Here is a 23,715-nt window from a genome sequence, read left to right as displayed (position 1 = left end):
ATCATTACTTATTTAATTACAAAGATGAAGTCTATTTAATTCAGGGATTTAAAAACGCAACCCATTTAATAGTTTAAACATTAGACAAAAAGAAAACATTCCCTGATTTAAGCTGGTTTAAATAATATGAAACAGCAAATTACAGAAACAAGCAGGAGAACGGTGGTTATTACAGGTGCATCTAGCGGTGCAGGAAGTGCAATTGCACTGGCATTTGCTAAAAATGGCGACCGAATTATAATTGCCTCAAGAAACCTTAAAGCCCTTGAGGAACTGGCAAACGAATGTGCAATTTATAAAACTGAAGTTAAATGTGTGGTTTGCGATACTTCGGATTACCGATCGGTGATTAACCTTGCCGCAGCAGCAGCTGATATAAACGGTACAATTGATGTTTGGGTTAACAATGCAGGCGTACTCGCCATTGGTGAGTTTGATGTTACCCCGATGGAGGTTAGCGAACAAGTGGTAAAAACAAATCTACTGGGCTATATGCACGGGGCACATGCTGTGCTTCCATATTTTAAAACCCAGGGCCATGGAATTTTGATTAATAATATATCGATAGGTGGTTTTCTTCCTGTGCCTTTTGGCGCAGGTTATTCGGCAGCAAAGTTCGGCCTTCGAGGATTCTCGGCAGCACTAAAAGCAGAGCTGCGCCACCAACCCAATATACATGTATGCGATGCTTTCCCAGGCTTTTTAGATACCCCAGGCATGCAACATGCAGCTAATTATACCGGAAAAGTGCTTAAGCCCGGCCCAATCGTGTATGATCCTAGCAGACTGGCAAATGAGGTCGTAAAACTTTCGATAAACCCAATGGCCGAAAAAATGGTTGGAAGTTTTTCTACATTAATGCGTTTTTCACGCACGATTTTACCCGGCCTAACCACAGCAATTGCCGGAAGCGTAATCCGCACCTATTTAAAACACGCCAAAAAAACAGAAACAACAAGTGGCAATGTTTTTAACCCCGTAAATTTTGGAAACTCGGTTTATGGTGGATGGGGAATCCCAGGAAAGCCAAAAGCCCACCGAAAATACATTGCCCTTGGCGCAGCAGTACTGTTATCGGCTTTACTGATAAAAAAGAACGCATAGTAAATGGAGAAAATTGTTTTTTTTGGCAACAGCCTAATCGCTGGCTACGGCCTAAAAGATCCTAAAAGCGAATCCCTGCCAGCATTAATTGATCAGAAGTTGAAACAACAAGGATTCAGTTTCGAAGTGGTGAATGCGGGGCTGAGCGGCGACACTACAGCTGCTGCCTTATCTCGGATAGCACCGTACCTTAAAGGAAACATTGCCATTTTTGTTATTGAACTGGGTGCCAATGACTTTTTAAGGGGCCTATCTCCTACCCTTATTTATAATAACCTACAGACAATACTATCTCGTGTGCGGGTTGCACAGCCATTTGCATCCATACTTATACTGGGCATTGCACTGCCACAATGGGCATATGGGCACGGCAGCGGCTACCAAGGCATTTATGAAAAGCTGGCGAAAGAAAACGGTGTGGCAATAGTACCATCATTTTTAAAAAACGTAGCCGGAAACCGGAGCCTAAATATGCCAGATGGTGTTCATCCTTTAGCCTCAGGATACCGGATTGCAGCAGAAAACATCTGGCCGGAAATTCATAAATTAATTCAGGCACGAGCCGATAAAAATAGTCCGCAAAGCAACCAGTTGACATGAGCAAAAAGAGCAAGATTATGGAGGCAGAAAAATTTGCAAGTGCCAGAAACCTTGAAACTGCAAATGAATTTGCGCAGGCCATTAAGGCTTATCAATCGGTATTGAAGAAAAACGCCTTGCATACCGGTGCCACATCAAGATTGCTGATTTTATACAGAAAAGAAAAAAATATACAGGCTGAACTTTCACTGCTAAAAGATTCGATTAAATCGCACGAAAATCATATTGAACAGGAAAAGCGCGAATGGATTAGTGAGCATAAAAAAATTGCCGAAGATTCTCGTCCGCTTGCAAAAATGCTTGGTATGCTTGGTCCTAATGAGCTGCCCAATTACGAGGACGAAATAATACAAAAGTGGCAACGCAGGCTAAACGCACTCGAAAAGCGGATAAAAACGAAGGCCATTAAAAAAACAACCGCAAAGCAAACCAAGGCACGAAAAGCCCCTGTTAAAAATAAACCTTTAAAAAAAGTTAATCAATCTAAATGATGTGTAATGGTTAAACTTACCACAATGCCTTTTCTTGTTCCCTTGCAATGCTTTTATAAAGAATATATCCCAACCTGCCGCAACGTTCTTTAACAAGCATGTCTACATCTGGAGGTACATCACTCATAATTTGATAACGGATTTTATATTTCTGGTTGTAACTCAATTGAATGGTAAGCGAGTGTACGTTTGATCTTTTTGATAAAAGGCCGATAAGGTGATAATCCTGAAGTTCTTTCGCTGCCCTCAGCAACCTGTTGTCCATTATCTTTGCCAATGCTGGCTCCCTACTAAACGCTGTCTCTAAAATAGCAACTACACTCACCTTCATCAGGCAAAATTACCATCTTCATTGTGATTTGCAAGTGGGCAAAAGGTAACCCGTTGAAAACGAGAATCATTTTATTTATGCACAAAAGTTACCCTCGTACAATGATTGTACAAGCATATTTAAAGGCCATAACGGCAAATGGATTGTAAAAACTTAGGGTTAAGCCAGGTTAATTACTTCTTTTTAGTACCGCTGGTTTTCCTTATCGCAGCTACTCCGCCAATGGCGAGAAGAATAATAGAAATTGTTTCGCCTTTATCAAGCGGACAATTATAAAGTTCAGCAATAGTAACATTTGCTCCTGTATTAACCCATTGTATACTACAGCCACCAGAGTAAGGTGTTGTATAGCTCACCCTCGCCTCACAATTACCTGTACCTTGTTTATAACTGGTTGATAGGGAGTACATTCTTGCTCCATTATCAGGATCAATCCCTATAAAATCAGTAAAAACGCGTTCAGCCCCATTATAGTAAATAATGCAACCGTGAGGATAATCGTCTGAAGCGAAAGATTTGGAAATTGACAGAAAAACGAAGAGGATAACACACACCAAAATTTTGGGCATGATACATTGAGGCGAAAATTTCATACTTTTAAAACGATAGATAGACGTAAATAGTATTCCTAAAACATCTATTTCACTTAAAAGTTTTGAATTTTAAATATTATTTTATATAAAATCGATTTATTATAGCGTATAGTTTGATTATCGACAATCAAAAAAGCCCACATTTAAAATTAAAGTTGCGTTAAAAGAAAATAATGAAAGGTTTATTTCAGTAATTGGTTAATTGTATACAGTAAAGAACTGTTGAGGAAAGGCTTTCCAATAATAGCATCTGCCGAACAATCTATATAAGCAATCTCATCAAAAGTGAGCCCGGTAAGTAATATAATGGGAATATGAGAAGTAGATGTTTCAGATTTTAATTCATCGCAAACTGTTCTTCCATCAGCAGTATCCAAACGGATATCCATCACAATTAAATCAGGCTTAAAATCATTAACCGATTGTATAATCTGCTCCGCTTTGGCAACCTTATGTGTATAGAAGTGCTCCATCATTAAAAAACAATCAAGTGCCTCAAGCATCAATTCGTCATCGTCAATCAGTAAAATTTTATTATTCATAATTTAATCAAATCTGCATAAGCAGGTATACAAATCTAAATACTTTGCACCAATAAATACCACAACTCATAGCTATAACATGTTAAATTACTACGTTTAAACATTGATTATAACATGAGCACAAGAAGTATAACAAGATTGTCACAAACATTATTTATACAATTGCATACAAAGCTGTAAATTAAACATCCTACTATAGGATAATAAGAAAACTAATTGGAAAAGGAACAGGCATAAGATATGAGACAATATGACTTTTTTTATTCAGCGCTAAGGATACAGGTACTTTCAACCTGCAAAATTGAAACCCTTTGCATAACAGATTGCAAGGAAATATCAATAAAAATATTCGCTAAAGACAGGAATTACCTGTCGGAGACTACGATAAAGCGCTTTTTTGGAGTGCTTAAAGATACAGCTGATGCATCGCCATTTGTGCTCGATAGCCTGGCGATATTTACCGGCTATACAGGATGGGAAGATTTTAAACAACAAAACAAGACTAATAAAGTATGCAATGATACAGTTACTGACCCTGAGCAAATTAAAGCCCGCGAACTGGAGAGGGTAATGAAATTACATAAGATAGAATTTCGCAACCCTAATCATAAGCTTTAATACACATACAATGAATTTCCTGACTAAAACCATCGACCCTTCAGGAAAGATTAAAAGAAAGCTAACCAAAATTAAGGGCCATCCCGCTTTTATTTACTGTTTTATTTTATGTTTTTTTGGATATTAAGTGACGCCATATTGATTATGACTTCATATTAAATTTATTCCAATTTGCATATCTTTGACTATTGATGAATACCGAAGAAAGACCGCACGACAACAATTTTAACGACGAACTGATATTCCAGGCACTCCAGTCATCTCCAGAGCCTACTGCAATTTATAGTGGCGAAGATATGGTGATCCGTTTTGCAAACGATGGAATGCTGGCCCTATGGGGAAAAGATATTTCGGCAATAGGCAAAACACTATTAGCGGCCATACCAGAGCTTGAAGGTCAGCCGTTTTTGCCCCTTCTTCAACAAGTATGGCATTCGGGCGTTACCTACTCCGTAACAGATGCCCCTGCACAACTCATCAAAAATGGAATGCCGACAATCGGTTATTTCGATTATGAATACAAAGCATTAATAGGTAGCGATAAAAAAACTTACTGCATCTTAAATACTGCAAAAGATGTGACCGCAAGAAGAGCTTACCTCGAACGTATTCAGCAAAAAGAAGAAAAAGAACAGGCCCTAATTGAAGAAATGGCGACCACAATGGAGGAGCTGACCTCTACAAATGAAAACCTGAACAGTTCGCTTAAGCTTTTAGAAGAAAGCCGCGAACACGTAAGAACCATTATTGAACAGGCACCAGTAGGCATTGCGGTATTACAGGGCCCAGATCATATTATTGAAATAGCCAATCCCGCAATCCTGAACATATGGGGCCGCAAAGGAGAAGAAGTAATTGGCGAACCACACCATACAGCCAGACCAGAACTTAAAGGACAGCCAGTAAACGCATGGTTGAATAATGTTTTTTTAACCGGCCAGCCGAAGATTAATAAAGAATTTTTGGTAAAACTCCGTCATAACGGTGGATTAAGGGAAGCCATTGTAAACTCTATTTATCAGCCCATAATTACCATGGGTACTGTAACAGGCGTATTGGTGATCCTTGAAGAAATTACCCAACAGGTGCTAGATCGCCGCAGAAGCGAGAAAGACCAACAGATGCTTGCCCTTGCCCTCGATGCAGGAGAACTGGCAACATTTTATTATGAACCGGCAAGCAACCTCTTTTCTGGCAACCCATTGCTAAAATCGTGGTTCGGACTTACGGCAGATGAAAACCTTGATTTATCATTGGCGTTAAATTCCATTCACGATGATGATAGGGAAAAAGTAACCGCAGCCATTAGCGAATCGTTAAGAGATGGATCAGATGGCCACTATTTTATTGAATACCGGATAAAAATTCCTCAGGAGACTAACGATAGAATGGTACAGGCCAGAGGAAGAGTATTTTACAATTCAGACGGTAAAGCTGCTAGCCTGAATGGAACTTTAAGGGATATTACCGAACAAAAAAAGGATGAGCAGCGTAAAGATGACTTTATGGCCATGGTTAGCCATGAACTTAAAACGCCATTAACATCTTTAAATGCCTATTTACAGGTACTCCAACGCCAGGCTTCACTTGCAGAGAACACAGCACAGCAAAGCATACTTGAAAGGTCGGTAAGGCAGGTGCGTAACATGAATTCCATGATCAATGGCTTCCTGAATATATCCCGACTGGATTCGGGAAGAATGCTGATCGAAAAATCAGCAATTGACCTTAAAAAACTTTTTGCCGAATTGGAAGAGGAAATGCTTTCCACAATCCATACCCATATTATCGAATTTGAACCTGCGGAAGCACTAACGCTGATTGCAGACCGGGAAAAAATTTCACAGGTTATTCAAAACCTGATCGGAAACGCAGTTAAATATTCTCCAATGGGAAGCAGGATCACCATTGCCTCCAGGAAATCAGTACCTGACAAAATACAATTTTTGGTAAGTGATGAAGGTATAGAGATTGCAACAGAAGACCACGAAAAGATATTTGAGCGGTACCATAGGGTTCAAAACCCACAGATCGGATCGATTGCCGGTTTTGGAATCGGCCTCTACCTCTGCCGGGAAATTATCGAACTGCACCAGGGGCAAATCAATGTAGAAAGCGGTAAAGGCAAAGGAACAACCTTTGTAGTGGAACTTCCGACAGGAAATTAAAAACCACTTATTTCACTTTCAAAATTGACTCCAGTTTATTGTGTTGCGTTATATATTGCGCAATACAAAAGCTTGATTTCTTAATCTTTCCTCTCAGCCAATTACTGTGCTGTTTTCATTCCCCACCCCAATTCGGGGAAATTTAGAAACAATACGGGGAAAAATTACACGCCTTTTATAAATGCACCGGATCGCATTATCCGCATGTATCATTTAAATATTAAGCTGAACAAAAAATAAATATTTCTCTCAGTAATTGCTTTTAGTCGCTTCATGCACTAAAAACAGCAATTATTTATGATAGGAATGGATTTTTTCATTATATCCGGCATCAGCTTAACTTTTTCATACCTCATTATTAACACCTTAACTTATACAGGGTTTGATTTTTGCCTTATCTGTTTGATGCGGATGCTTAAAACAAATAATTAATGCTCACCGTAATCAAAAGCGAAAGCGAGCATACTTGTTTACAGGCATTTTAAAAAACCCATTATGGAGAACAAACTTATTGCGGAAATCAATATAGAAGATAAAGCCATTAATCATTTTGATGCCTTCGTGCTTAAACAACAGTTTAACGGTCATCATTATTTTGAACTTAGGTTTAAACATGATCAGCTGGCAATACCCGGCCTGATACGGCTTGACGATAACAGAAATTTTGTAGGCAAAACGCTTACGGCTTCCTTTGGCCACCAAGCGGATAAAATGCAGGAATTTGCTGGCCTGGTTACAAAAGTGGAACTGGCACAGGATCATGGCTATCATGGTGTACTCATTGTGAGTGGTTACAGTCCAACGATTTTGATCGATCGCGGGCCCGACCTTGGCTCCTACCTCGCCAAAGACCTGAATGAGATTGTAAAGCTGGCCACAAGAGATACCCCGGCCAATGACTTAAAGATTGTGAGCAATGCCAGCCGTAAAACGCCGATAGACTACCTGATCCAATATAAGGAGAGTGATTTCGAGTTTTTGAACCGGCTCTCCGGAGAGTACCACGAGTGGTTTTATTATGATGGCACACAGCTTAATTTCGGCAAACCCGATAATCAGAAAGAAGTAGCATTGTTTTACGGGCGCGATGTGCAGCGTTTGCAATATTCAATGGAAGTTGCACCGATAAAACATAAACGTTTTGCTTACAACCCCGGGCAGGATGAAATGCTGGAGAACGAAAGTAGCGGCACAGCAGCTGGAAGCCCCGATCTGGCACATGCGATTGAAGCCTCCAACTCCATGTACAGCAAAACGTTCAATCAACCTTCCATGATCAGGGTTGATAACAGCAACGACATCAAAAGCCATGTGGATAACGAAGAAAAGGCCAATATTTCTGAATTGTTAAAGATCAGTGCCAAAGGCGATAACGCAGAACTGAGTATTGGCAGCATTGCCGAAATTACGATGAGCATTAAACAGGAGCTTGCTTTTGTATCCGAAAGCCTGGGCAAATTTCTCATTACCGGAATCAATCACCACATCGACGTAGCAGGAAAATACCACAACACTTTTGAAGGACTGACAGCGACAATAGAACGCATCCTGGTGAAGAATTTTGAAAAGCCTGCACCGGATATGCAACTCGCCGATGTACTGGACAATGACGACCCTCAGGGCCAGGGCCGGATCAAAGTAAAATTTAAATGGGAATGCCTCACCAACGATCCCAGTGAATGGTTAAGGGTGGTTAGTCCGAATGCTGGCAGCGGCGATACAGGCAAAAACCGGGGCTTCCATGTGATACCCGAAAAAGGCGATCAGGTTGTTATAGCCTTTGAAGAAGGCAATGTGGCCCGCCCTGTTGTGATGGGCAGTGTTTACCATGGCAAAAGCGGTGATAGCAGCAGTTTTAAAAACAGCAACACCAAGGGCCTCACTTCAAGAAAAGGAAGTGCCCTAACTTTTGATGACCTGAACCATGCACTTAACATGGGAACCAGTGCAGCAAACTTTATCAATATCAAAAATAGCCAAGCTTTGTTAACAGCGCAGGCAGGGAATAAAATTGTAATCCATACGGGCTTAAGTACAATTACCATGGATAAGGAGGGTCACGTATCCATTACCGGAAAATCCTTAAGTGTCGATTTTTCTGAAAGCATCGATATCCAGTCGCCAAAAATAACCATGGGCAATCTTGCCCCTACTGAGGGTGCTACACCTGAACAAACGGCCGCCGCAACAAAAACCATTGATATAAAAGCAGAAATCATTACTGCTGAAGGAAAAGACCTGATCGATGCGCAGGCAAAGGCCATGAACCTGGCCGCATCTGAAAACGATTTCACGATTGATGGGCAAAAGAACCTGACGATAGGCGCAGCAGCAACCGCTTCCTTAAATGGTGGCAAGGTAGAGATCAATAAGAGTTAACCATGCTGCACAAAGAAACCTATCCAATAAATTTTGGATTAAAAGCAGGCACATCGGCAACATACCGGATAGAACAGCAGATCACTTATACAGTTGATGGTTACGGATATCATAATGAAATAAAAACAGAAGTGCAGCTTTCGGTAGAAAAAAAGACGGAAACAAACAATCTGTTTTCCATCCGGATATTAAAACAATGGCAGCTTAAAAATAATGGAACAGACGCAGTTGACCTGAGCATGGCCCAACTGAGAAAGGAACTCAAAATTGAAACGGATACACAGGGCAACATACAACAGGTAACCAACCTTGCCCAGATTAAGGAAGAGTGGCTAAAAATAAGGCCCGGGCTTGCAAAAAAATATGCAAATGATGCAAAAAACAAAGAACTGATCAACGGTGCAGTTTTACTGCTCTATACCGATGATGGGCTGAACAAGGCGGTGCGGTCATCATACCTGTACCATGCGCTACTGCCGGGATTATTGAGACAGCGTTTCAGTAAAAGCAACAATTATTCTGTTGGCGGTTACCGTGAAATACGCAATGCATTTGGTAATACTTCATTGCCCTTTAAAACAACAGTTACACTGGCAGATTACAACGGGGAACTGGATAGTTGCACCATAAAAATAGATGGGGAAATAGACAGGGAAAATTTTGATCAAAACAGCGTGACCGAAATGTTCAGCCATCTGCTTGACATTTATAACCTTGATGGCCGTGTTGATGGCTTTCACCTGGAAAGTTACGAGTATGATAAAAATAGTTTGCCCGTACAGTCGTCACAGCTAACGCAATATGCGATTGAAGGCGTGCTGATGTACCGGAGTAGTTGCATCCTTACACCATTAAACAGTTAGCTATGGCAAAAAAATACGTTCCAAACGGGGCCTATCTGGTATGCAACAAAGGGCTTGGGTATGGAAAGTAAAAGCAACCAACCATAAAAATGTAAGCCTGTACGGTAAGCAGTCGGCCACCGAGGGCGATAAAATACCGATGGTAAACATCCCCTGCCTTGGCATCTGCTCCATTACGAAAACCCCATGCCAGCCTGTTCCCATCCTGTGGCAAGGGGTGCAGGAAGGCATTACCATTGGCCCCTACCGCAAGCTGCTCGAAGATTCAAAACTGCCATGCGGTATCGGTGGTAAAATCGGCATCCATTTCAGTGTTCCGTCAGCCCTGGCTGCTATTGATGCCAATGTATCGGCAATGAAAAGCCGACAGGTTAAAAGCCTTGGTGCAAAAGTGGATGATTGGTTTCAGAAAGGCTTTGATGCGCAGGAAAAAGCCAACAACAAGATTGGCGGTATCAACGGCAAATACGAAAATTTTAAACTCGGTGTTAACGAAGGGATTTATGGTGGTGTAAGAGGCATTGGCGAAGGAGTTTTGTTCCTCGGCGAAATGAGCGACAAAGCGCGTGGGGCAGCCCTGCACGCAATAACCCACCCAACAGAAACCGCAGGTAAAATAAAAGATGCAGCGGTAGCCACTAAAAACACGGTAAGCAGTGCGGCTGATTGGGTTACCACCGATGGGAACGTAGATAAAGTAGTAAAAGATTTTGGGCAGGCACACGTAAATGCCTATAATTGGGTAACCACACCGGGTAACGTTCAAAAAGCAGCGGGCACAGCCCTCAACAACACTGGCGAAGCCCTGAAAGATGCTAAAAATTGGGCGGTTAAGCAAAATCCCCGCGATTGGGGCAGATATACCGGACGCGGTGGCTTTGAAGCCGCACTGATGTTTACAGGCGTGGGCGAAGCAAAAGCCGTAGTAAGTGGTGCGGAGGCGGCAAATGTAATAGGTAAAACAGGCGAAGCAGCTAACGTATTATTCAAAACTGCTGAAGCGGCTAGATTGACGAAGGTAGCCGAAGAAGTTAATGCTGCTGCAAAAGTTACTGAAGCAGCTAATGCGGCAGAAAAAGCGAAAACAGCAAGAACGCTTGGTGAGGTGGTATCAGAAAGTGCGGATGACTTTTCTACAATTATTAGAGATAAAAATGGAGTTCTGCGAAAAAAAAACGGACAGTTTGCAAAAGATTCCAATACTGTAGAATTTAAAAGAAATATTTTTGAAAGGAAAAAGGCTTTATTAAGGGATGCAAAAGATCCAAACAGCGAACTATCAGATAAGGCAAGAAAGGAAATTACGAAATCTAACGGAAATAAAGTACCTAAAGGCTATGAAGTTGATCATACGGAACCTTTGTATACAAGGAAAACTAATGAGGGTAAACAATCTTTAGATAAAGCTGAGAACATGAAAACAATGAGGAAGAGTGAACATAAAAAACTTCATACTCCTTGCAATAAAATAAAATATCACAAATATTCACCAAATAAATACAGATAAATCATGAATTTGGAAGAGCTAAAGCAGTTATATTTTAAATTGACCCAAAAAAATGATGAGGTCAAATTAACAGAATTTACATGGGGACTAGCTAAATTAAATGATATTGATGCATTAGAATTTCACTATAGCTTATTAAAAAATCAAGAGAACATCTACTTATTTTATGGTATTAGAGGCAATTTTGAAAGGCATGGCGAGGTGGGTAAAGAATTTTTGTTAAAGAAAATATTCTCCGAGACAGATCCTGATTTGAAGGCTGAAGCGTTATTTATTTTGGGTACAATGGATTGTGCTGAAATTAAACCGGTAGGAATTAGTTTCTTGCAAAGTGAAAACTATAAAGAGCAATACTATGGTATAATCGTAATTGGTTGGATTGGCAAAAGTGAAGATATTTCCATACTGAAAAATGTATTGACAAGTAACGGAAACCCGGAGTTAAGGGCTTATGCTGCTACAGCGCTGAGACAAATCGCTTTCAGTAATTCCAGACTAAATAAGAAAGTAGCTGGTGCCTATTCTGGGGCATATCAGAGTGAAACTAACGAAATCGTCCGAAAAACAATCATTGTCTGTTTTCAAGATTTAATTAAAGTGAAATTTGGATTAAGAGAGTTACAAACAGGAGAAATAACTGGAGACTTAAGTTTAGCAGAACCAAAATTTAAAAATGCATTGATAAGTTATTTATGTTAAATGAAAATATTCTTATTTGATCCTGAGTACGATTATGAATTGGAAGATTATGAGGCCAATTTAGAAGAAGCAATAGAAGCTTTTTATAATTTGCCAGACGTAGAAGGTGCATTCTTTGGATTATTTGATAATAACAACCGCTTTGTGCAATTTGCATGGATAACACAAGACAAATGGTTAGTTGATATTCCTTCCGAATCTTACGAAACAACAGGGGAATCTTATCAATTTTATGAATCTTACAATAAATGCATTGAAATAATTAATGCAATTTTCCGTAAAGTAACCGTGAATCAATTACAATTAGAAATAAAAAATAAATCGTTTTTTGAATAATAATGGCTTTATATCAAAACTTCTTTTGCTAATATAAAGAAGATAATAATAAAACAATTTAAAACTCACTGATGAACTTTAAGATTAGTTAACCATGAGTTTGACAAATTTAACCAAAGAAGAATTAGAGGAAAAATTTGAAAATTTTATTTTCAACATTGACGATTATCTAGAGAGTTTTATAGATAAAGCAGAAGAACAGGGTTACAATCTAGATTATTCGACCAATAGCTTGAATGATTTAGAAAATTACTTGACAAAAAACAAAATTGATAAGGATAACGATGATGTTAATGATGCTGCCGCTTATTTTGGGGAAGTTGTAAGGAAAAACTATGGAGGAAATTGGATATGTAGCTTGGATATTGAAAATAATTCTCTTTATTACGGAAAACCTGTTATAGTCGGTCATACGCAACCAAAAGATTTGCAACTTTCTCCTTTTGATTCTGTATTAATCTTTGTTATAAGACCACGTAAAAATCATTTTCTCAAAGTTGTGAAAAATCATATTGACCCAGAAGAGCTAGATTTAGATGAATTTCCTACAGAAAACGGTTGATAGATAGAGCATGACAGTCGACGAAATCTATACAGCTATTGCCAAAGAAATCTTAAATGTGATTAATAACGAATGGGAAAAAGCTTGCCTGGAATTTGAATTTGTTGGGGAGGGAGTTGTAGGCTATACTGGTGATTATTTTAAAAATGATACTAGAAAAAATATTGAAGTTGAAAATATTGATGACAGTATTAGTGATTGGTTAAGTGAACTTCACGAAATAACTACAGAAGGTGGTAACAACAAATGGAACCGTTCCGTATTTACACTATTCTCAACAGGTAAATTCGATATGGAATTTATTTGGGATCACGAGTTAAATGATGAAATAGAGTGTTTAAGCAAGGAATAAGAATTAATTACCTGGGCCTCATGAACATAGCAAATAACCTCATAAATGAAATTATTCAAATCTCAATTCCAATATCATATCAGATAATTGGGATAGCTTTACTATAAATATTTTCGCAATAAATAAAATGATATCCATTAAAGCATTAAGCTTATTCTAAGAAAAAAGGGAAAAATGCGCGTAGTAAAGCCGATTGGTTTAAAGGCAAAAATGGTCGGGGCGGTTATGAAAATACTTTAAAAGGGCAAATGGAGCATTGCCGATGATGAAGATTATTACAAAGAGAGCCATGATGGTTTACACATGGTTACCGATTTTTGATCCTTATAATTCAGAACTCTTTCCAATGATTATTATTGATGTTTTCATGGACCGAAAAACGCCTCAGTTAATGCGTCAACAAGCTGAACAATATTTAGGTTTGACCAAGCCATGAGTTTGAGAAATTTAAGCAAATTATTTATGGAAATAAATTCCTTTGCTCGACCCTTTGTAAAGCACTAATAATTAACAACTTATCTTCTCAGCGCAATTAAGCCGATAGCCAATAAAACAGGAAGGAGGAAATATTCTATCCCCTTATCAAAATTACAATTAATTACACTATAGGTGCCGTATGTACCTGGGTAAGTGGTAAAAGTAAACGGTATACGGATGGTACAAGGTGTCCCAACGGTCATAGGAGGAAGACACATTGCACTGGCATCGAAACTGGTACCACTAAAGTTGTAAGATCCATCAAGGAGTGTTGTTGTGTAAGCAATCCCAGTGCTGTTTCTCCGGCAGGCAGGCTGAGCTGAAATTTGTAAAATAAATAGAAATACCGATGCGATCGAGAGTAAGAGATGTTTCATTAATTGTTTGGTTTTACTGTATTGCGTATATGAACGTAGCAGTAAAACAGGCGGTTCTTATTCATTTTGTTCATCTAAATTCCAACCCCATAAGGAGAAATTTGCTATGAACTCCAATAGCACCAAACAAGCACAACCCACTGGTAATGAAACGATAACATTAACATCATTTCTCTTTATTATTAAAACTATCCTTTGAATTTAAATCCACGATTTTAAATTCACTTATGAATAACATCCGGATCCTTATTATAGATAATTTAGGTAAGGCATCTATATCCGAAACATCGAATTAGCATAAACTTTCATGAAATAAAAAGGTTTTTATTAAAGACAATAATAAATTCACTACAATGAAAATTATGAAATTATTTCTCGCTTCTGCCATTATATCGATCAGCCTTCCGCTATTGGCGGTGGCGCAGGCACCAGTAAAAACGAAGGCAAATGCTAAAGACAAACAATTCGTTGAACAGGCCGCACTGAATAACTTTAAGGTTGTTGGTGCTGCCAATATGGCCAAAAGAGTAGCACACGACGAAAAATTAAAAGCCTTTAGCGAAATGGAACTTTCAGAACACAATGAGGTGAACATTCAGCTGAACAATTTAGCTAAATCGAAAAATATTGATTTGCCAAAAACTTCCGATAGTAAAAATGGAAAAACATTAAGCGGTAAAAGTGCAGATCGAAAAGGAGGTACTAAAACAAATAGTTCCACATCAGCAGTACTTTCTGATCAAAATTCACAGGGTAAAGCTATTCCGAAAACCGGTGAGGGAGCCAACAACAGTGCGAATGGAAATGCCAGCGGTAGTATGATTTCTGGGTCAACATCAAATACAAATGGAGGTACGTCAGATGAGATCAACACAGACACAAGGAAAATACTAAATCAACAAAATATTAGTGACGCATTACACGAGCTTAGTAATTATGACGGACTGGCCTTCGATGGCGTTTATGTTCAAATGATGATCAGCGACCATGAAAATGCTGTTGCGCTTTTTGAAGCGGCCGAAAAATCAACAGATCCTCAAATTAAATCCTTTGCTTCCAAAAATCTACCCATCCTACGCCGCCATTTAAAAACAATAAAAGAAATCCGGATTCCTTCAAACGTCAGTCATTAAATTAATTAAAAAATCAGTTCAGTACATTAATATGCTCAGCAGCAATTTGCTTTATATGTTTCCATAGTGTAATTATTTACGGTATTAAATAGGTTAAGCTTCTGTTTACAAAACACTTACGATCTTTTCAAAACAAAAAATTAAGGAACGTTAAAATTCAGAGTATTGCATAAGGAACAAATTAATCATAGTTTTAACTGATGAATATTGCTGAACATACCCAACAACTTCCTATTTATTCCCTGGTTCCGGATCGGTTAACAGCGAACAAAAACTTCAGGGTATATAATTTTGAAGGTAACCTGCCGGATGAAGAAGATTTATTATTGCCTCATCGAAAAAATCATTATCTGATCGTTTTAATGAGGAAGGGAGAAACCCGGCAATGGATCGATATGACTCCTTTTACACTTAAAAGCAATACAATATACTTTTATATTCCTAACCGGATTATTGTTAAAGAAGGTACCGATGCGCTTTGGGCAACCGGCATAGCCTTTACTAAAGAATTTCTAAATATGCAGGGAGATGTTTCTATAAACAGACTTCCAATTATCGAATGCCCGCAAGGTGGCCATGAGCTGCTTCTGACAGATAATGATCTGCTTTTTATTGAAGATTTGCTGGAAAATATAAATAAAGAATATATCAATCCGAATGATTGGCAACAGCGGATGCTATCGGCATGCCTTAACCTTTTACTCACCTATTTAAGTCGCCTGTATACCGAACAATACAAACCACAAGAAAATTCTCCTGAAAAAACCCTGCTGCGCAGCTACCAGTCGAAGGTAAACGAGTCTTTTCGCGAGTTAAAAGAGGTTGGAGCGTACGCCAGCCAGTTAAATATTTCGGCAGGACATTTAAGTGAGGTGGTTAAAATGCAAAGCGGAAAACCAGCCATCAAACATATTCACGAGCGCGTAGTGCTTGAGGCAAGACGATTGCTTTTCCATACCAATGATTCCTTAAAAGAAATTGCATTTGATCTTGGCTTTTCTGATGCCTCATACTTTAACCGTTTCTTTAAACGCGAAACAGCATTAACCCCTGCAGAGTACCGGGCAAGAATCCGTAAAATGTACCATTAATACCGCTGTATGTATAACAAATTACAATGCCAGGTCGATTAGATTTGCAGTGTTAAATAAATAAATATGAAAACAGCATTAATAACAGGTGCAAACAAAAGTATAGGTTTTGAAACCGCCAAACAATTAATAAAAGAAGGCTATTATGTATATCTGGGCTGCCGCGATTTAGAAAAAGGCCAGCAAGCGGTTAAGCAATTGGAGTTGGAAAGACTGAATAATGTGGAACCCATTTTAATAGATGTGAACAACCCCGCCTCCATAAAAGCAGCGAAAGCGCTTTTAGAAAGTAAAATTTCTGTGCTTGATGTATTGATCAATAATGCGGGTATTGCAGGTGGTTTTCCTCAAAATGTATTGGAAACAGCTGTTGAAACTTACCGCGATGTTTTCGACACCAATGTATTTGGCGTGATTGAAGTAATACAAGCTTTTACCCCGATCCTTAAAAATTCAGAAGCACCAAGAATTGTAAATGTAACTTCAGGTTTGGGATCACTCACTTTGCATTCCGATCCATCATGGAAATATTATCCGGTTAAACCAGTTGCTTATCTGGCATCAAAGGCAGCACTTAATGGTTATACCATTGCATTGGCTTATGAACTTCGTGATACACCGTTCAAGGTAAATGCAGTTGATCCGGGATATACCGCTACAGATTTTAATCACCACAGTGGCCCCGGAACTGTTGAAGATGCCGCCTCGAGAGTTGTTAAAGCAGCTACATTGGATACAGACGGACCAACAGGCCAGTTTTATAGTGATGACAATTCGCCTGAAACAGGAATTAGTCCTTGGTAATTTAATCGATTCCAGCCTATGCTGGGAGCAATTGTTTTCTATAAGATAACTCTTTCAGAAAATACGGGCTGCAGTTTTAATCAACTTGCAGCCCTTATTCGTGGGATTAAAATTACTCGAATCATTCTGCCCATTAAAAACCTGGTTTATTGAAAAGCTATAAACAGAATGCGCTTTAACAATAGGTAATTTGATTTTCAATTACTTAACGTCTATTTTTCCTATTGCATTAGCACTTTCAATCAACCACTTAGAAGCTTCTGACCAGGAATCATTTTCTGGATACAAAGCTGAGGTAAGATAAGCCCAGCTCAGGTATGCAACTGTTTCCACCCGATCAGGATTTTCATCAGTTGTTTCTGCAGCTTCATAACCCGAAATTCCGCCAAGGCCATGCTCTGCGCCATAAAGAGTAAGCAAGGCGTTCGTACCTGGGCTTAAATAATAGGCATCGGTAAACCATTCCCAACCGCGAACCGTTAGTGCCGATATATCCTTATCCCCTGCCACAACCAGCGAAGGGGTGGTCATCTCCGTGTAACTTGGATTCATAAAAGGAAAATGCTCGGCTGCGAAAGCACTTAAATCGGCTCCTCCTTTTCCTGCTGGCGTTAATAGCACACCAGCTTTAATCCGGTCATCAGACAAATCTTCACCTGGTTTTCCATCGGGTTGAATAATCCTTGCCCCCAATAGCATACCTGTGGTTTGTGCGCCAAAAGAATGGCCTACAGCGGCAATCCGGTTTCGATCTGTACGGCCTTTAAGTCCAGGGATGTACCCTTCAATTGCATCAAGCTCATCAAGCATGTGTTTTACATCCTCAACCCGGAATTTCCATAACAAAGGTGTGCGTGGATCATCAGCCGGGATCGCAAACCGTCTTGAATCGAGAAAAGTACACTGCACAACAACAAAACCATGTGCTGCCCAAAAGTTTACAAGCGGTGCATAGCTATCTAATGACTGGCCATAACCATGCGCAAATACAATAATCGGCAAATTATTTCCAGTAGAGGGAGCAGAAATACGTACCTGCAGTTCGTTACCTCGATTATTAAAAGTAGCCATGTTTATCGGACTAACTGATATAACTGGTACGGGTACACCGAAAGGTGCTTTAAATTTTAATTTTTCCATCATTTTTGCAATAAATTATAAAAGAAATGCTTCGGCAAACCTTGCTGAACAAAATCTCATTTTATTACTTCAAAATTCTGGTTATTAGCGTCGTAAAGCTAAAGAGAATCAAACCAAAAAGTATGATATTCATACTTTTTATTTATCCCTTTCTAAAGGAATTTGGTTTGCTGCCGGTAACCCTTTTAAAATAATTGTTAAAATAGGTAGGGTATTCAAAACCAAGCCCATACGCAATTTCAGCAATACTCCAGTTGGTATGCTGTAAAAGTGCCTTTGCTTCAGCCGCAATACGCTCTGCAATATGAATAGAAATGGGTTTACCTGTAACTTCCTTTACAGATCGGTTTAAATAATTTACATGTACTGCAAGGCTTTCGGCAAAGTGTTGTGCAGTACGCATCCGCAACGGATTTTCTATATTTTCAATTGGGAACTGTTTTTCAAGAAGCTCCATAAACAGGTGGGTCATCCTTGTAGCAGCATTTTTTTCCTGAAGCCTTTCTTGGGGCAAAATTCGCAATGCTTCATGGATAACAAGGTCGATACAATTTTTGAACATTTCATCTCTATGGCTGTAATCACTACCATAAACAAGGAGCATCCGTTCATAAAGTCCGGAGATAAACGCCGCCTGCTCATCATTAACAGGTACCACTGGCATCCCTTCAAAGCGGAATATAGCAGCATTAAGCAAACTGTCTGCACGTTCCCTTCCATCAATAAAACTTTCGGTAAAAAGACAGGCATAACCACTCTGGCCGGGTGAGAGGTGTTCAACAGAATACGGAATATGAGGGTTTCCAAAAAAAAGAAAAGTGCCGTTTACACGAATGGTTTGGTCTCCATAACAAATTTTCATGTCACCATTACCCAACACAACTTTATAATAATCCCGTCGCCCGTATATTAAAGGAGGATATGCCTCACCGGCAATCCGATGAACTTTATACCCCCTGGTTTGCAATTCATTTTTTTTAAAACCGGCAACACTGCATTCCATTACTGACTTCATGCAACAAAGTTAATAAATTCAAACTTTTTTCTTGATCAAGTAAAAGAAGATAAAGAAGCATTATTAAGGAAAAAACAGCAGAATTGCTTAAATAAAAATACCCATAGCAAGCAATACAGAATCTAATTTTTTAAAAGCATTTTGATTTAACCAAGCTTATCACCAAAACATACAGCAAGTTATTAACCAATTTACCTGAAGGTGTGGAATAAAAGATTTCCTGGCAAAGCTTTTTATACATTATCTTTGCATTAATGAGTTTACCAATGCGAATCACCTTTGAAAACAGAGATTACACCTACAGTGTGCTCACTAAAAACATCAATAAAGATACTGTAGAATTTAAGATCAGTTTACAGGGAGAAGAACTTACCCTGGTTCGAAGCGTAAATAAGGAATGGGACTGCCCTGAACTAACCGTTGGCAACAACCACAACCTGCTTAAAGCAATAGGGAAAAGTATCGCCCTGAGGTATCGTCTTTAAAAATAGTTCAACTCTGTTTCAAATTCATTTCAGCTATTCCGCAAAATTATTTGTGCTCATTTTCGCATATATACCCTTTTTAAACAAGTAATTAACATCACAGACGGGGTTAACTACCAAATCTTCAATACAAGTACTGGTTTTGCTTCGGATGAAGAAAACATTAAAAAGATGTTTTGTAATTTTCCAGAGATCAGAAACCAAATGCGGTATACCAATAAACTAAAAACCGATGTTTTACTAAAGGCTAAGCAGGCTATAGTGGCATAATATTCGCTTCGGAATAAGTTGTGGGTAAAAATCGTTATTTGGATAATGTGAAACAACCATCTATCGATTGACGCAAAAAAACATATGGCAAAAATACTTGTACTTGATGACGACCAGAGCAATGCAGAAGTGATACAACTGGCCCTCGATGACCAAGCTTTTATTGTTACCAGTATCTGCCACTCCGACCAGCTCGAGAAAACCATAACCGACTTTCAACCCGACTTACTGGTAATGGATATTTTATTGGATAAAGGCGACGGCAGAGAACTCTGCAATATAATTAAGAAAAATACCGGCACAGGCCATATCCGGATTTTATTGATTACTGCTATGTTAGAATCTCAGGCACTAAAAGTACCGAGCCTTGCAGACGATATTATCTTTAAACCTTTCGACTACAAAAACTTACATCAAAAAGTATGTCAGTTAATTACGTAATAAGAATCAATGGCAAAGCGGATGAACTGATGAAGCACAACCTTAAATAAATATTTAACAAACTTTCCAGAATTTGATATTGTTTTTTATAAGCTTGGTTTTTTCGATAAGGGTTGCTGTTCTATTGAATCTGCAGCCCTTACTCGATTTTAAAGAAAATTAACAGTAAGCAACCGGGTTTTCCATCAACCAAACTAAAGTTGAATCAACCTGGAAGCGAAAACTTGAATAATTCATTTATAGCATTATATGAAACTTCACACTTCACTCTTAAACATTATCAATAAAACATATCAACCGGATAGCTTCTTGGAAATAAAATTTGGCCGTTATGATCTTGCCCTCAAAACTGACACAGATGGCCGGGCAATTATGATCTTTCTTGGTAAAAAGGATGCTAACGGAAAAATCAGGGGCGATCGCTATGCCAGAAGATTAAAATTTGGAAAAAACAACGAATTGATTAAAGACCATTGGGAACATAAAGGTCCGGCGACACCATAAACAACATCTGTTTGTTTAAACACCCTTAATAAATTCAATTTGCAAACATTATAGCTGATTTATAGCCATTTATAACAAAAATAAAAAACCAAAATACAAAGCTCAATGTTTTATCAATGTTGCTGAAATAAAAAACGGGTAAGATATTCCTAACGATAACAGATTATAACAATAAAATTATCACAAAAAGCATCAAAAGCAATTCCTTATTTTTTATCAAAACCATCAAAATGAATATTCCTGAAGAAAACCTGATTAAAATACCGCTTAAGGGTATTGCCAAAAAACTTAATCCATCTGTTTTTCGAAACGGCGGTTCGGTTTGCGTACTTTACGGTACAGACCCTCAGCATGGTATTTTTGGCTGCGGAAATTCTGTTGAAGAAGCGTTGGATGATTGGGACACTAACCTGCGTAAAGCGGTAAGCAGTGATATTGATATTAAAAGGATAATTGCAAATATCGATCCGCCTGAAGACGTTAAAAATTTCCTGAATGAATACCAGTTACGTGCTAAAAATGATGACACTGCTTATCGGTTAAATAAAAATTATTAGCATACCTTATAGTACAACATTGAAATTGAAATTCTACTTTTTCGATAATTAAAACAATTTAATGGATTAAACACTTATAGTAGGTATAACATTAGGTTAGATTATGGCAAAGAAAATATATGTTCTCGAAGATGACCCGGATATCAGGAGTATTATTGAGATGATTCTTATTGATGAAGAATATGAAGTAATGAGTTTCTCCACAATTAATGAATTTATGCAAGATAAGCATGAACATGCAGATTTGTTTCTTTTAGACATCAGGCTGCCTGACGGGAATGGAATAAATGTTTGTGAAGCACTTAAGAAAGGTTTTAATACGAAAAAAGTTCCTGTTTTAATGATGAGTGCCCATTCTAGCCAAACCGAAGTAGAAAACTCTTGCAGTGCGCAGGGTTTTATTGCCAAACCTTTTGATATAAATTATTTGATAAACCAGGTAGGCTACAGCATTGCACACAATTAAAAAATTTAAAGAGTGTATTTAATGTATTAATTGAATACACATAAAATGATCTACCATTACGCTATTTTTGAATCCAAAATTCACAACCATCTTTTCTTTTGCGAAAAAGCGTATCCTTCCACCTGATATATCCTAATTTTTATCGCTTAACTACAGCTATATTGTGGCTTATACTATATTTATCTGCGATAACCTTGGTAAAGGAATATTTAAATGCCAGCTGAAAATTTTTCAGCGCTAAACTGAAAAATTTTCAGGAAAAATGCTTTTTTTTCAGTTTAATGAATTCAAAAGCATCAAAACATCGATTAAAATACCATTGGCACGCAGCTTGATCTAAGAATCCCAGAACCGCTTAAGGTTTTAGAGAAAATTAATTGATTTATAGTCCGTTTATTATTAAATTATTAAAATGAGAATTCACTATGACATTGGTTAAATTCAATCCAGAAAAGAAAAACAGTACATTATTGCCAGGCTTTAATGACATTTTCGAATCCGTATTAGGCGACACATTTTTTTCAGACCGCCGCACCAACAACATTCCTGCTGTAAACATTTCAGAATCCAATGAGGAGTATCATATCGAACTTGCAGCTCCTGGACTGAAAAAAGAGGATTTTAAGATTTCGCTTGAGCGTGACATGCTGACCATCTCGACAGAACAACGCATGGAGAACAATGTATCTGAGAAAAGCTATAACAGACGGGAATTTAGCTATTCTGCTTTTACCAGGGCATTTACGCTTCCTGAAAGTGCGGATGTAGATAACATCCAGGCCACCTACAATGATGGTTTGCTTAAACTTACTCTGCCAAAAAAAGAGGAAGCAAAAGCAGTTTCCCGACAAATTTCGATTAGCTAATTAACTTTAAAAATGCCGCTTAAAGCGGCATTTTTAATTAAAGTTAAGTCTATTGAACATTGCAAACCTAAAACCTGAACAAATGGAATCAACATTAGAAATTACATTGGCACTTCATTTAAAGGGCACTGAAATTACGTATGGAAAATTTGCATTGGGAACCGACCGAAAAACCGCCATTGAAACATTTAACCTTCTTAAAGGAGCAAAAGAGCACACGGGTGGCTGTATGATTCAGGTTGTGCTTGCCCAAACCCTGGCAGATCTTCCTATCCCGTTGGATACAATATTTTGCAACATGGACCAGCTAAAGGAAAATGTAGGTATTATTTCGAGAGAGATTTTTCGCATTGCACAGCTCGAAGAAAAGACAATTAAACCATTGCAGTAGGAAAAATAAATGATTAAATTAGTAGTATAAACAGCATGTTTACAAGTTTAGATGGTTTTGAAAATTATAAATCTCCAACAAAACAAAAACCAGGTATAATGGAAGCAAAAAAAATATTTATTGTTGAAGATGATTTGATGCTACTTGAAACTTTACAGGAAATTTTCGAGTTGCACGGCTATCAATGCCAGGGCTCCCCTGATCCTGAAAAAGCAATAGGACTTATTGCAAACTACCGCCCTGACCTTGTAATTTTGGATTATATGCTGCCTGAATGGAACGGAGGAGAACTTTGCGGTGCCATCCGCGCTTTAGATAGATTTGAATACGTTCCCATCATTATTACTTCAGCTTATACTCAAATTCTATTTTCATTAACCGACTATGGTTGCGATGCGATATTGGAAAAACCTTTTTCAATTCAGCAAATCACCCAGCTTGTTAGCGATCTGCTTTCAGAAAAACGAAGCGATAGTGGCTTACTTCCAAAAATCAAAACGGCAATAAAAAATGCTGTGCAGGGCTTTAAGGCTAAAAATATTTAATCAGTTTT

Annotated in this window: 29 protein-coding genes; 23 read left to right on the top strand and 6 right to left on the bottom strand. The window is 38.3% G+C overall.

Annotated elements, in window-relative coordinates:
* The first annotated feature begins 126 nt into the window (after positions 1 to 126).
* From ACZZZW_RS10810 to ACZZZW_RS10800, 3 genes are read left to right on the top strand one after another with little or no spacing between them, the layout of a single operon-like run.
* Complete coding sequence (locus ACZZZW_RS10810; protein ID WP_463493289.1) at positions 127 to 1,104, top strand: SDR family oxidoreductase; 978 nt, start codon at positions 127 to 129, stop codon at positions 1,102 to 1,104.
* A gap of 3 nt (positions 1,105 to 1,107) precedes the next feature.
* Positions 1,108 to 1,704: an arylesterase gene (locus ACZZZW_RS10805; RefSeq protein WP_463493288.1), complete on the top strand. Its 597-nt coding sequence runs from the start codon at positions 1,108 to 1,110 to the stop codon at positions 1,702 to 1,704.
* Positions 1,701 to 2,195 (top strand): hypothetical protein, encoded by a 495-nt coding sequence (locus ACZZZW_RS10800; RefSeq protein ID WP_463493287.1) that lies wholly within the window; start codon positions 1,701 to 1,703, stop codon positions 2,193 to 2,195. The genes ACZZZW_RS10805 and ACZZZW_RS10800 overlap by 4 nt, the downstream gene beginning before the upstream one ends.
* A 16-nt stretch (positions 2,196 to 2,211) precedes the next feature.
* Here the strand turns inward: ACZZZW_RS10800 and ACZZZW_RS10795 are convergent, their stop codons facing one another.
* From ACZZZW_RS10795 to ACZZZW_RS10785, 3 genes are all read right to left on the bottom strand, one after another.
* Positions 2,212 to 2,526 (bottom strand): hypothetical protein, encoded by a 315-nt coding sequence (locus tag ACZZZW_RS10795; protein ID WP_463493286.1) that lies wholly within the window; start codon positions 2,524 to 2,526, stop codon positions 2,212 to 2,214.
* Between the two features lie 173 nt (positions 2,527 to 2,699).
* Positions 2,700 to 3,119, bottom strand: a complete 420-nt coding sequence (locus ACZZZW_RS10790) for a hypothetical protein (RefSeq protein WP_463493285.1) — start codon at positions 3,117 to 3,119, stop codon at positions 2,700 to 2,702.
* Between the two features lie 182 nt (positions 3,120 to 3,301).
* Positions 3,302 to 3,661: a response regulator transcription factor gene (locus tag ACZZZW_RS10785; protein ID WP_463493283.1), complete on the bottom strand. Its 360-nt coding sequence runs from the start codon at positions 3,659 to 3,661 to the stop codon at positions 3,302 to 3,304.
* A 402-nt stretch (positions 3,662 to 4,063) separates the two neighbouring features.
* Between ACZZZW_RS10785 and ACZZZW_RS10780 the strand changes: the two genes are divergently transcribed.
* The 9 genes from ACZZZW_RS10780 to ACZZZW_RS10740 all read left to right on the top strand — a co-directional run bounded on the left by ACZZZW_RS10780 (position 4,064) and on the right by ACZZZW_RS10740 (position 13,145).
* Positions 4,064 to 4,279: a hypothetical protein gene (locus ACZZZW_RS10780; RefSeq protein WP_463493282.1), complete on the top strand. Its 216-nt coding sequence runs from the start codon at positions 4,064 to 4,066 to the stop codon at positions 4,277 to 4,279.
* 191 nt (positions 4,280 to 4,470) lie between these two features.
* Positions 4,471 to 6,447 carry a PAS domain-containing sensor histidine kinase gene (locus ACZZZW_RS10775; RefSeq protein WP_463493281.1) on the top strand — a complete coding sequence of 659 codons (1,977 nt, stop codon included), beginning with the start codon at positions 4,471 to 4,473 and terminating at the stop codon, positions 6,445 to 6,447.
* Positions 6,448 to 6,942: 495 nt separating this feature from the next.
* Positions 6,943 to 8,826: a phage baseplate assembly protein V gene (locus tag ACZZZW_RS10770; RefSeq protein WP_463493279.1), complete on the top strand. Its 1,884-nt coding sequence runs from the start codon at positions 6,943 to 6,945 to the stop codon at positions 8,824 to 8,826.
* A 2-nt stretch (positions 8,827 to 8,828) separates the two neighbouring features.
* Positions 8,829 to 9,689, top strand: a complete 861-nt coding sequence (locus ACZZZW_RS10765; RefSeq protein WP_463493277.1) for a hypothetical protein — start codon at positions 8,829 to 8,831, stop codon at positions 9,687 to 9,689.
* Positions 9,690 to 9,729: 40 nt separating this feature from the next.
* Positions 9,730 to 11,196: a DUF4280 domain-containing protein gene (locus ACZZZW_RS10760; protein ID WP_463493276.1), complete on the top strand. Its 1,467-nt coding sequence runs from the start codon at positions 9,730 to 9,732 to the stop codon at positions 11,194 to 11,196.
* 3 nt (positions 11,197 to 11,199) lie between these two features.
* On the top strand, positions 11,200 to 11,895 hold the full coding sequence (locus ACZZZW_RS10755; RefSeq protein WP_463493274.1) for a HEAT repeat domain-containing protein: 696 nt from the start codon (positions 11,200 to 11,202) through the stop codon (positions 11,893 to 11,895).
* Positions 11,896 to 12,231 (top strand): hypothetical protein, encoded by a 336-nt coding sequence (locus ACZZZW_RS10750; protein WP_463493272.1) that lies wholly within the window; start codon positions 11,896 to 11,898, stop codon positions 12,229 to 12,231.
* 94 nt (positions 12,232 to 12,325) lie between these two features.
* Positions 12,326 to 12,793, top strand: coding sequence for a hypothetical protein (locus ACZZZW_RS10745; protein WP_463493270.1), 468 nt, complete (start codon positions 12,326 to 12,328; stop codon positions 12,791 to 12,793).
* 10 nt (positions 12,794 to 12,803) lie between these two features.
* A complete protein-coding gene (locus ACZZZW_RS10740; RefSeq protein ID WP_463493268.1) occupies positions 12,804 to 13,145 on the top strand; it encodes an immunity protein YezG family protein in 342 nt (113 codons plus the stop codon).
* Positions 13,146 to 13,660: 515 nt separating this feature from the next.
* On the opposite strand, the gene ACZZZW_RS10735 is transcribed toward ACZZZW_RS10740, so the two are convergent.
* On the bottom strand, positions 13,661 to 13,999 hold the full coding sequence (locus tag ACZZZW_RS10735; protein WP_463493266.1) for a hypothetical protein: 339 nt from the start codon (positions 13,997 to 13,999) through the stop codon (positions 13,661 to 13,663).
* A gap of 362 nt (positions 14,000 to 14,361) precedes the next feature.
* On the opposite strand from ACZZZW_RS10735, the gene ACZZZW_RS10730 reads away from it, so the two are divergent.
* From ACZZZW_RS10730 to ACZZZW_RS10720, 3 genes are all read left to right on the top strand, one after another.
* Positions 14,362 to 15,132 carry a DUF4142 domain-containing protein gene (locus ACZZZW_RS10730; protein ID WP_463493264.1) on the top strand — a complete coding sequence of 257 codons (771 nt, stop codon included), beginning with the start codon at positions 14,362 to 14,364 and terminating at the stop codon, positions 15,130 to 15,132.
* Between the two features lie 200 nt (positions 15,133 to 15,332).
* Complete coding sequence (locus ACZZZW_RS10725) at positions 15,333 to 16,223, top strand: AraC family transcriptional regulator (protein WP_463493262.1); 891 nt, start codon at positions 15,333 to 15,335, stop codon at positions 16,221 to 16,223.
* Positions 16,224 to 16,289: 66 nt separating this feature from the next.
* The gene (locus ACZZZW_RS10720) at positions 16,290 to 17,027 is read left to right on the top strand and encodes an SDR family oxidoreductase (protein ID WP_463493260.1); all 738 of its coding nucleotides are present in this window, start codon (positions 16,290 to 16,292) and stop codon (positions 17,025 to 17,027) included.
* Positions 17,028 to 17,228: 201 nt separating this feature from the next.
* Here ACZZZW_RS10720 and ACZZZW_RS10715 read toward each other — a convergent pair whose 3' ends face one another.
* Both ACZZZW_RS10715 and ACZZZW_RS10710 read right to left on the bottom strand, forming a co-directional pair.
* On the bottom strand, positions 17,229 to 18,170 hold the full coding sequence (locus tag ACZZZW_RS10715; protein ID WP_463493258.1) for an alpha/beta hydrolase family protein: 942 nt from the start codon (positions 18,168 to 18,170) through the stop codon (positions 17,229 to 17,231).
* A 139-nt stretch (positions 18,171 to 18,309) separates the two neighbouring features.
* Positions 18,310 to 19,182 carry a helix-turn-helix domain-containing protein gene (locus tag ACZZZW_RS10710; protein ID WP_463493256.1) on the bottom strand — a complete coding sequence of 291 codons (873 nt, stop codon included), beginning with the start codon at positions 19,180 to 19,182 and terminating at the stop codon, positions 18,310 to 18,312.
* Between the two features lie 266 nt (positions 19,183 to 19,448).
* Here ACZZZW_RS10710 and ACZZZW_RS10705 point away from each other — a divergent pair, with 266 nt between their 5' ends.
* The 8 genes from ACZZZW_RS10705 (at position 19,449) to ACZZZW_RS10670 (ending at position 23,707) form a co-directional block, all read left to right on the top strand.
* Complete coding sequence (locus tag ACZZZW_RS10705; RefSeq protein WP_463493254.1) at positions 19,449 to 19,667, top strand: hypothetical protein; 219 nt, start codon at positions 19,449 to 19,451, stop codon at positions 19,665 to 19,667.
* A gap of 354 nt (positions 19,668 to 20,021) precedes the next feature.
* Positions 20,022 to 20,378 (top strand): response regulator, encoded by a 357-nt coding sequence (locus ACZZZW_RS10700; RefSeq protein ID WP_463493252.1) that lies wholly within the window; start codon positions 20,022 to 20,024, stop codon positions 20,376 to 20,378.
* 249 nt (positions 20,379 to 20,627) lie between these two features.
* Entirely contained in the window at positions 20,628 to 20,882 is a 255-nt protein-coding gene (locus ACZZZW_RS10695; protein WP_463493250.1) for a hypothetical protein, read from the top strand.
* A gap of 230 nt (positions 20,883 to 21,112) precedes the next feature.
* The gene (locus ACZZZW_RS10690) at positions 21,113 to 21,439 is read left to right on the top strand and encodes a hypothetical protein (RefSeq protein WP_055904851.1); all 327 of its coding nucleotides are present in this window, start codon (positions 21,113 to 21,115) and stop codon (positions 21,437 to 21,439) included.
* A 103-nt stretch (positions 21,440 to 21,542) separates the two neighbouring features.
* A complete protein-coding gene (locus ACZZZW_RS10685) occupies positions 21,543 to 21,905 on the top strand; it encodes a response regulator transcription factor (RefSeq protein WP_055904854.1) in 363 nt (120 codons plus the stop codon).
* Between the two features lie 425 nt (positions 21,906 to 22,330).
* A complete protein-coding gene (locus ACZZZW_RS10680; protein ID WP_463493247.1) occupies positions 22,331 to 22,771 on the top strand; it encodes an Hsp20/alpha crystallin family protein in 441 nt (146 codons plus the stop codon).
* Between the two features lie 82 nt (positions 22,772 to 22,853).
* The gene (locus tag ACZZZW_RS10675; RefSeq protein WP_463493245.1) at positions 22,854 to 23,162 is read left to right on the top strand and encodes a hypothetical protein; all 309 of its coding nucleotides are present in this window, start codon (positions 22,854 to 22,856) and stop codon (positions 23,160 to 23,162) included.
* Positions 23,163 to 23,260: 98 nt separating this feature from the next.
* Complete coding sequence (locus ACZZZW_RS10670) at positions 23,261 to 23,707, top strand: response regulator (protein WP_463493243.1); 447 nt, start codon at positions 23,261 to 23,263, stop codon at positions 23,705 to 23,707.
* Positions 23,708 to 23,715: the final 8 nt, after the last annotated feature.

This window comes from Pedobacter sp. AC379 (assembly GCF_979258145.1).
Note: the sequence above shows the minus strand (reverse complement) of the source record. Positions and strands in the feature narration are given on the sequence as shown.

Excerpts from the sequence above, each read along its gene's own strand:
- ACZZZW_RS10810 (WP_463493289.1), top strand. The coding sequence starts at position 127 with ATGAAACAGCAAATTACAGAAACAAGCAGGAGAACGGTGGTTATTACA.
- ACZZZW_RS10805 (WP_463493288.1), top strand. The coding sequence starts at position 1,108 with ATGGAGAAAATTGTTTTTTTTGGCAACAGCCTAATCGCTGGCTACGGC.
- ACZZZW_RS10800 (WP_463493287.1), top strand. The coding sequence starts at position 1,701 with ATGAGCAAAAAGAGCAAGATTATGGAGGCAGAAAAATTTGCAAGTGCC.
- ACZZZW_RS10795 (WP_463493286.1), bottom strand. The coding sequence starts at position 2,526 with ATGAAGGTGAGTGTAGTTGCTATTTTAGAGACAGCGTTTAGTAGGGAG.
- ACZZZW_RS10790 (WP_463493285.1), bottom strand. The coding sequence starts at position 3,119 with ATGAAATTTTCGCCTCAATGTATCATGCCCAAAATTTTGGTGTGTGTT.
- ACZZZW_RS10785 (WP_463493283.1), bottom strand. The coding sequence starts at position 3,661 with ATGAATAATAAAATTTTACTGATTGACGATGACGAATTGATGCTTGAG.
- ACZZZW_RS10775 (WP_463493281.1), top strand. The coding sequence starts at position 4,471 with ATGAATACCGAAGAAAGACCGCACGACAACAATTTTAACGACGAACTG.
- ACZZZW_RS10770 (WP_463493279.1), top strand. The coding sequence starts at position 6,943 with ATGGAGAACAAACTTATTGCGGAAATCAATATAGAAGATAAAGCCATT.
- ACZZZW_RS10765 (WP_463493277.1), top strand. The coding sequence starts at position 8,829 with ATGCTGCACAAAGAAACCTATCCAATAAATTTTGGATTAAAAGCAGGC.
- ACZZZW_RS10760 (WP_463493276.1), top strand. The coding sequence starts at position 9,730 with ATGCAACAAAGGGCTTGGGTATGGAAAGTAAAAGCAACCAACCATAAA.
- ACZZZW_RS10755 (WP_463493274.1), top strand. The coding sequence starts at position 11,200 with ATGAATTTGGAAGAGCTAAAGCAGTTATATTTTAAATTGACCCAAAAA.
- ACZZZW_RS10750 (WP_463493272.1), top strand. The coding sequence starts at position 11,896 with ATGAAAATATTCTTATTTGATCCTGAGTACGATTATGAATTGGAAGAT.
- ACZZZW_RS10745 (WP_463493270.1), top strand. The coding sequence starts at position 12,326 with ATGAGTTTGACAAATTTAACCAAAGAAGAATTAGAGGAAAAATTTGAA.
- ACZZZW_RS10740 (WP_463493268.1), top strand. The coding sequence starts at position 12,804 with ATGACAGTCGACGAAATCTATACAGCTATTGCCAAAGAAATCTTAAAT.
- ACZZZW_RS10735 (WP_463493266.1), bottom strand. The coding sequence starts at position 13,999 with ATGAAACATCTCTTACTCTCGATCGCATCGGTATTTCTATTTATTTTA.
- ACZZZW_RS10730 (WP_463493264.1), top strand. The coding sequence starts at position 14,362 with ATGAAATTATTTCTCGCTTCTGCCATTATATCGATCAGCCTTCCGCTA.
- ACZZZW_RS10725 (WP_463493262.1), top strand. The coding sequence starts at position 15,333 with ATGAATATTGCTGAACATACCCAACAACTTCCTATTTATTCCCTGGTT.
- ACZZZW_RS10720 (WP_463493260.1), top strand. The coding sequence starts at position 16,290 with ATGAAAACAGCATTAATAACAGGTGCAAACAAAAGTATAGGTTTTGAA.
- ACZZZW_RS10715 (WP_463493258.1), bottom strand. The coding sequence starts at position 18,170 with ATGATGGAAAAATTAAAATTTAAAGCACCTTTCGGTGTACCCGTACCA.
- ACZZZW_RS10710 (WP_463493256.1), bottom strand. The coding sequence starts at position 19,182 with ATGAAGTCAGTAATGGAATGCAGTGTTGCCGGTTTTAAAAAAAATGAA.
- ACZZZW_RS10705 (WP_463493254.1), top strand. The coding sequence starts at position 19,449 with ATGCGAATCACCTTTGAAAACAGAGATTACACCTACAGTGTGCTCACT.
- ACZZZW_RS10700 (WP_463493252.1), top strand. The coding sequence starts at position 20,022 with ATGGCAAAAATACTTGTACTTGATGACGACCAGAGCAATGCAGAAGTG.
- ACZZZW_RS10695 (WP_463493250.1), top strand. The coding sequence starts at position 20,628 with ATGAAACTTCACACTTCACTCTTAAACATTATCAATAAAACATATCAA.
- ACZZZW_RS10690 (WP_055904851.1), top strand. The coding sequence starts at position 21,113 with ATGAATATTCCTGAAGAAAACCTGATTAAAATACCGCTTAAGGGTATT.
- ACZZZW_RS10685 (WP_055904854.1), top strand. The coding sequence starts at position 21,543 with ATGGCAAAGAAAATATATGTTCTCGAAGATGACCCGGATATCAGGAGT.
- ACZZZW_RS10680 (WP_463493247.1), top strand. The coding sequence starts at position 22,331 with ATGACATTGGTTAAATTCAATCCAGAAAAGAAAAACAGTACATTATTG.
- ACZZZW_RS10675 (WP_463493245.1), top strand. The coding sequence starts at position 22,854 with ATGGAATCAACATTAGAAATTACATTGGCACTTCATTTAAAGGGCACT.
- ACZZZW_RS10670 (WP_463493243.1), top strand. The coding sequence starts at position 23,261 with ATGGAAGCAAAAAAAATATTTATTGTTGAAGATGATTTGATGCTACTT.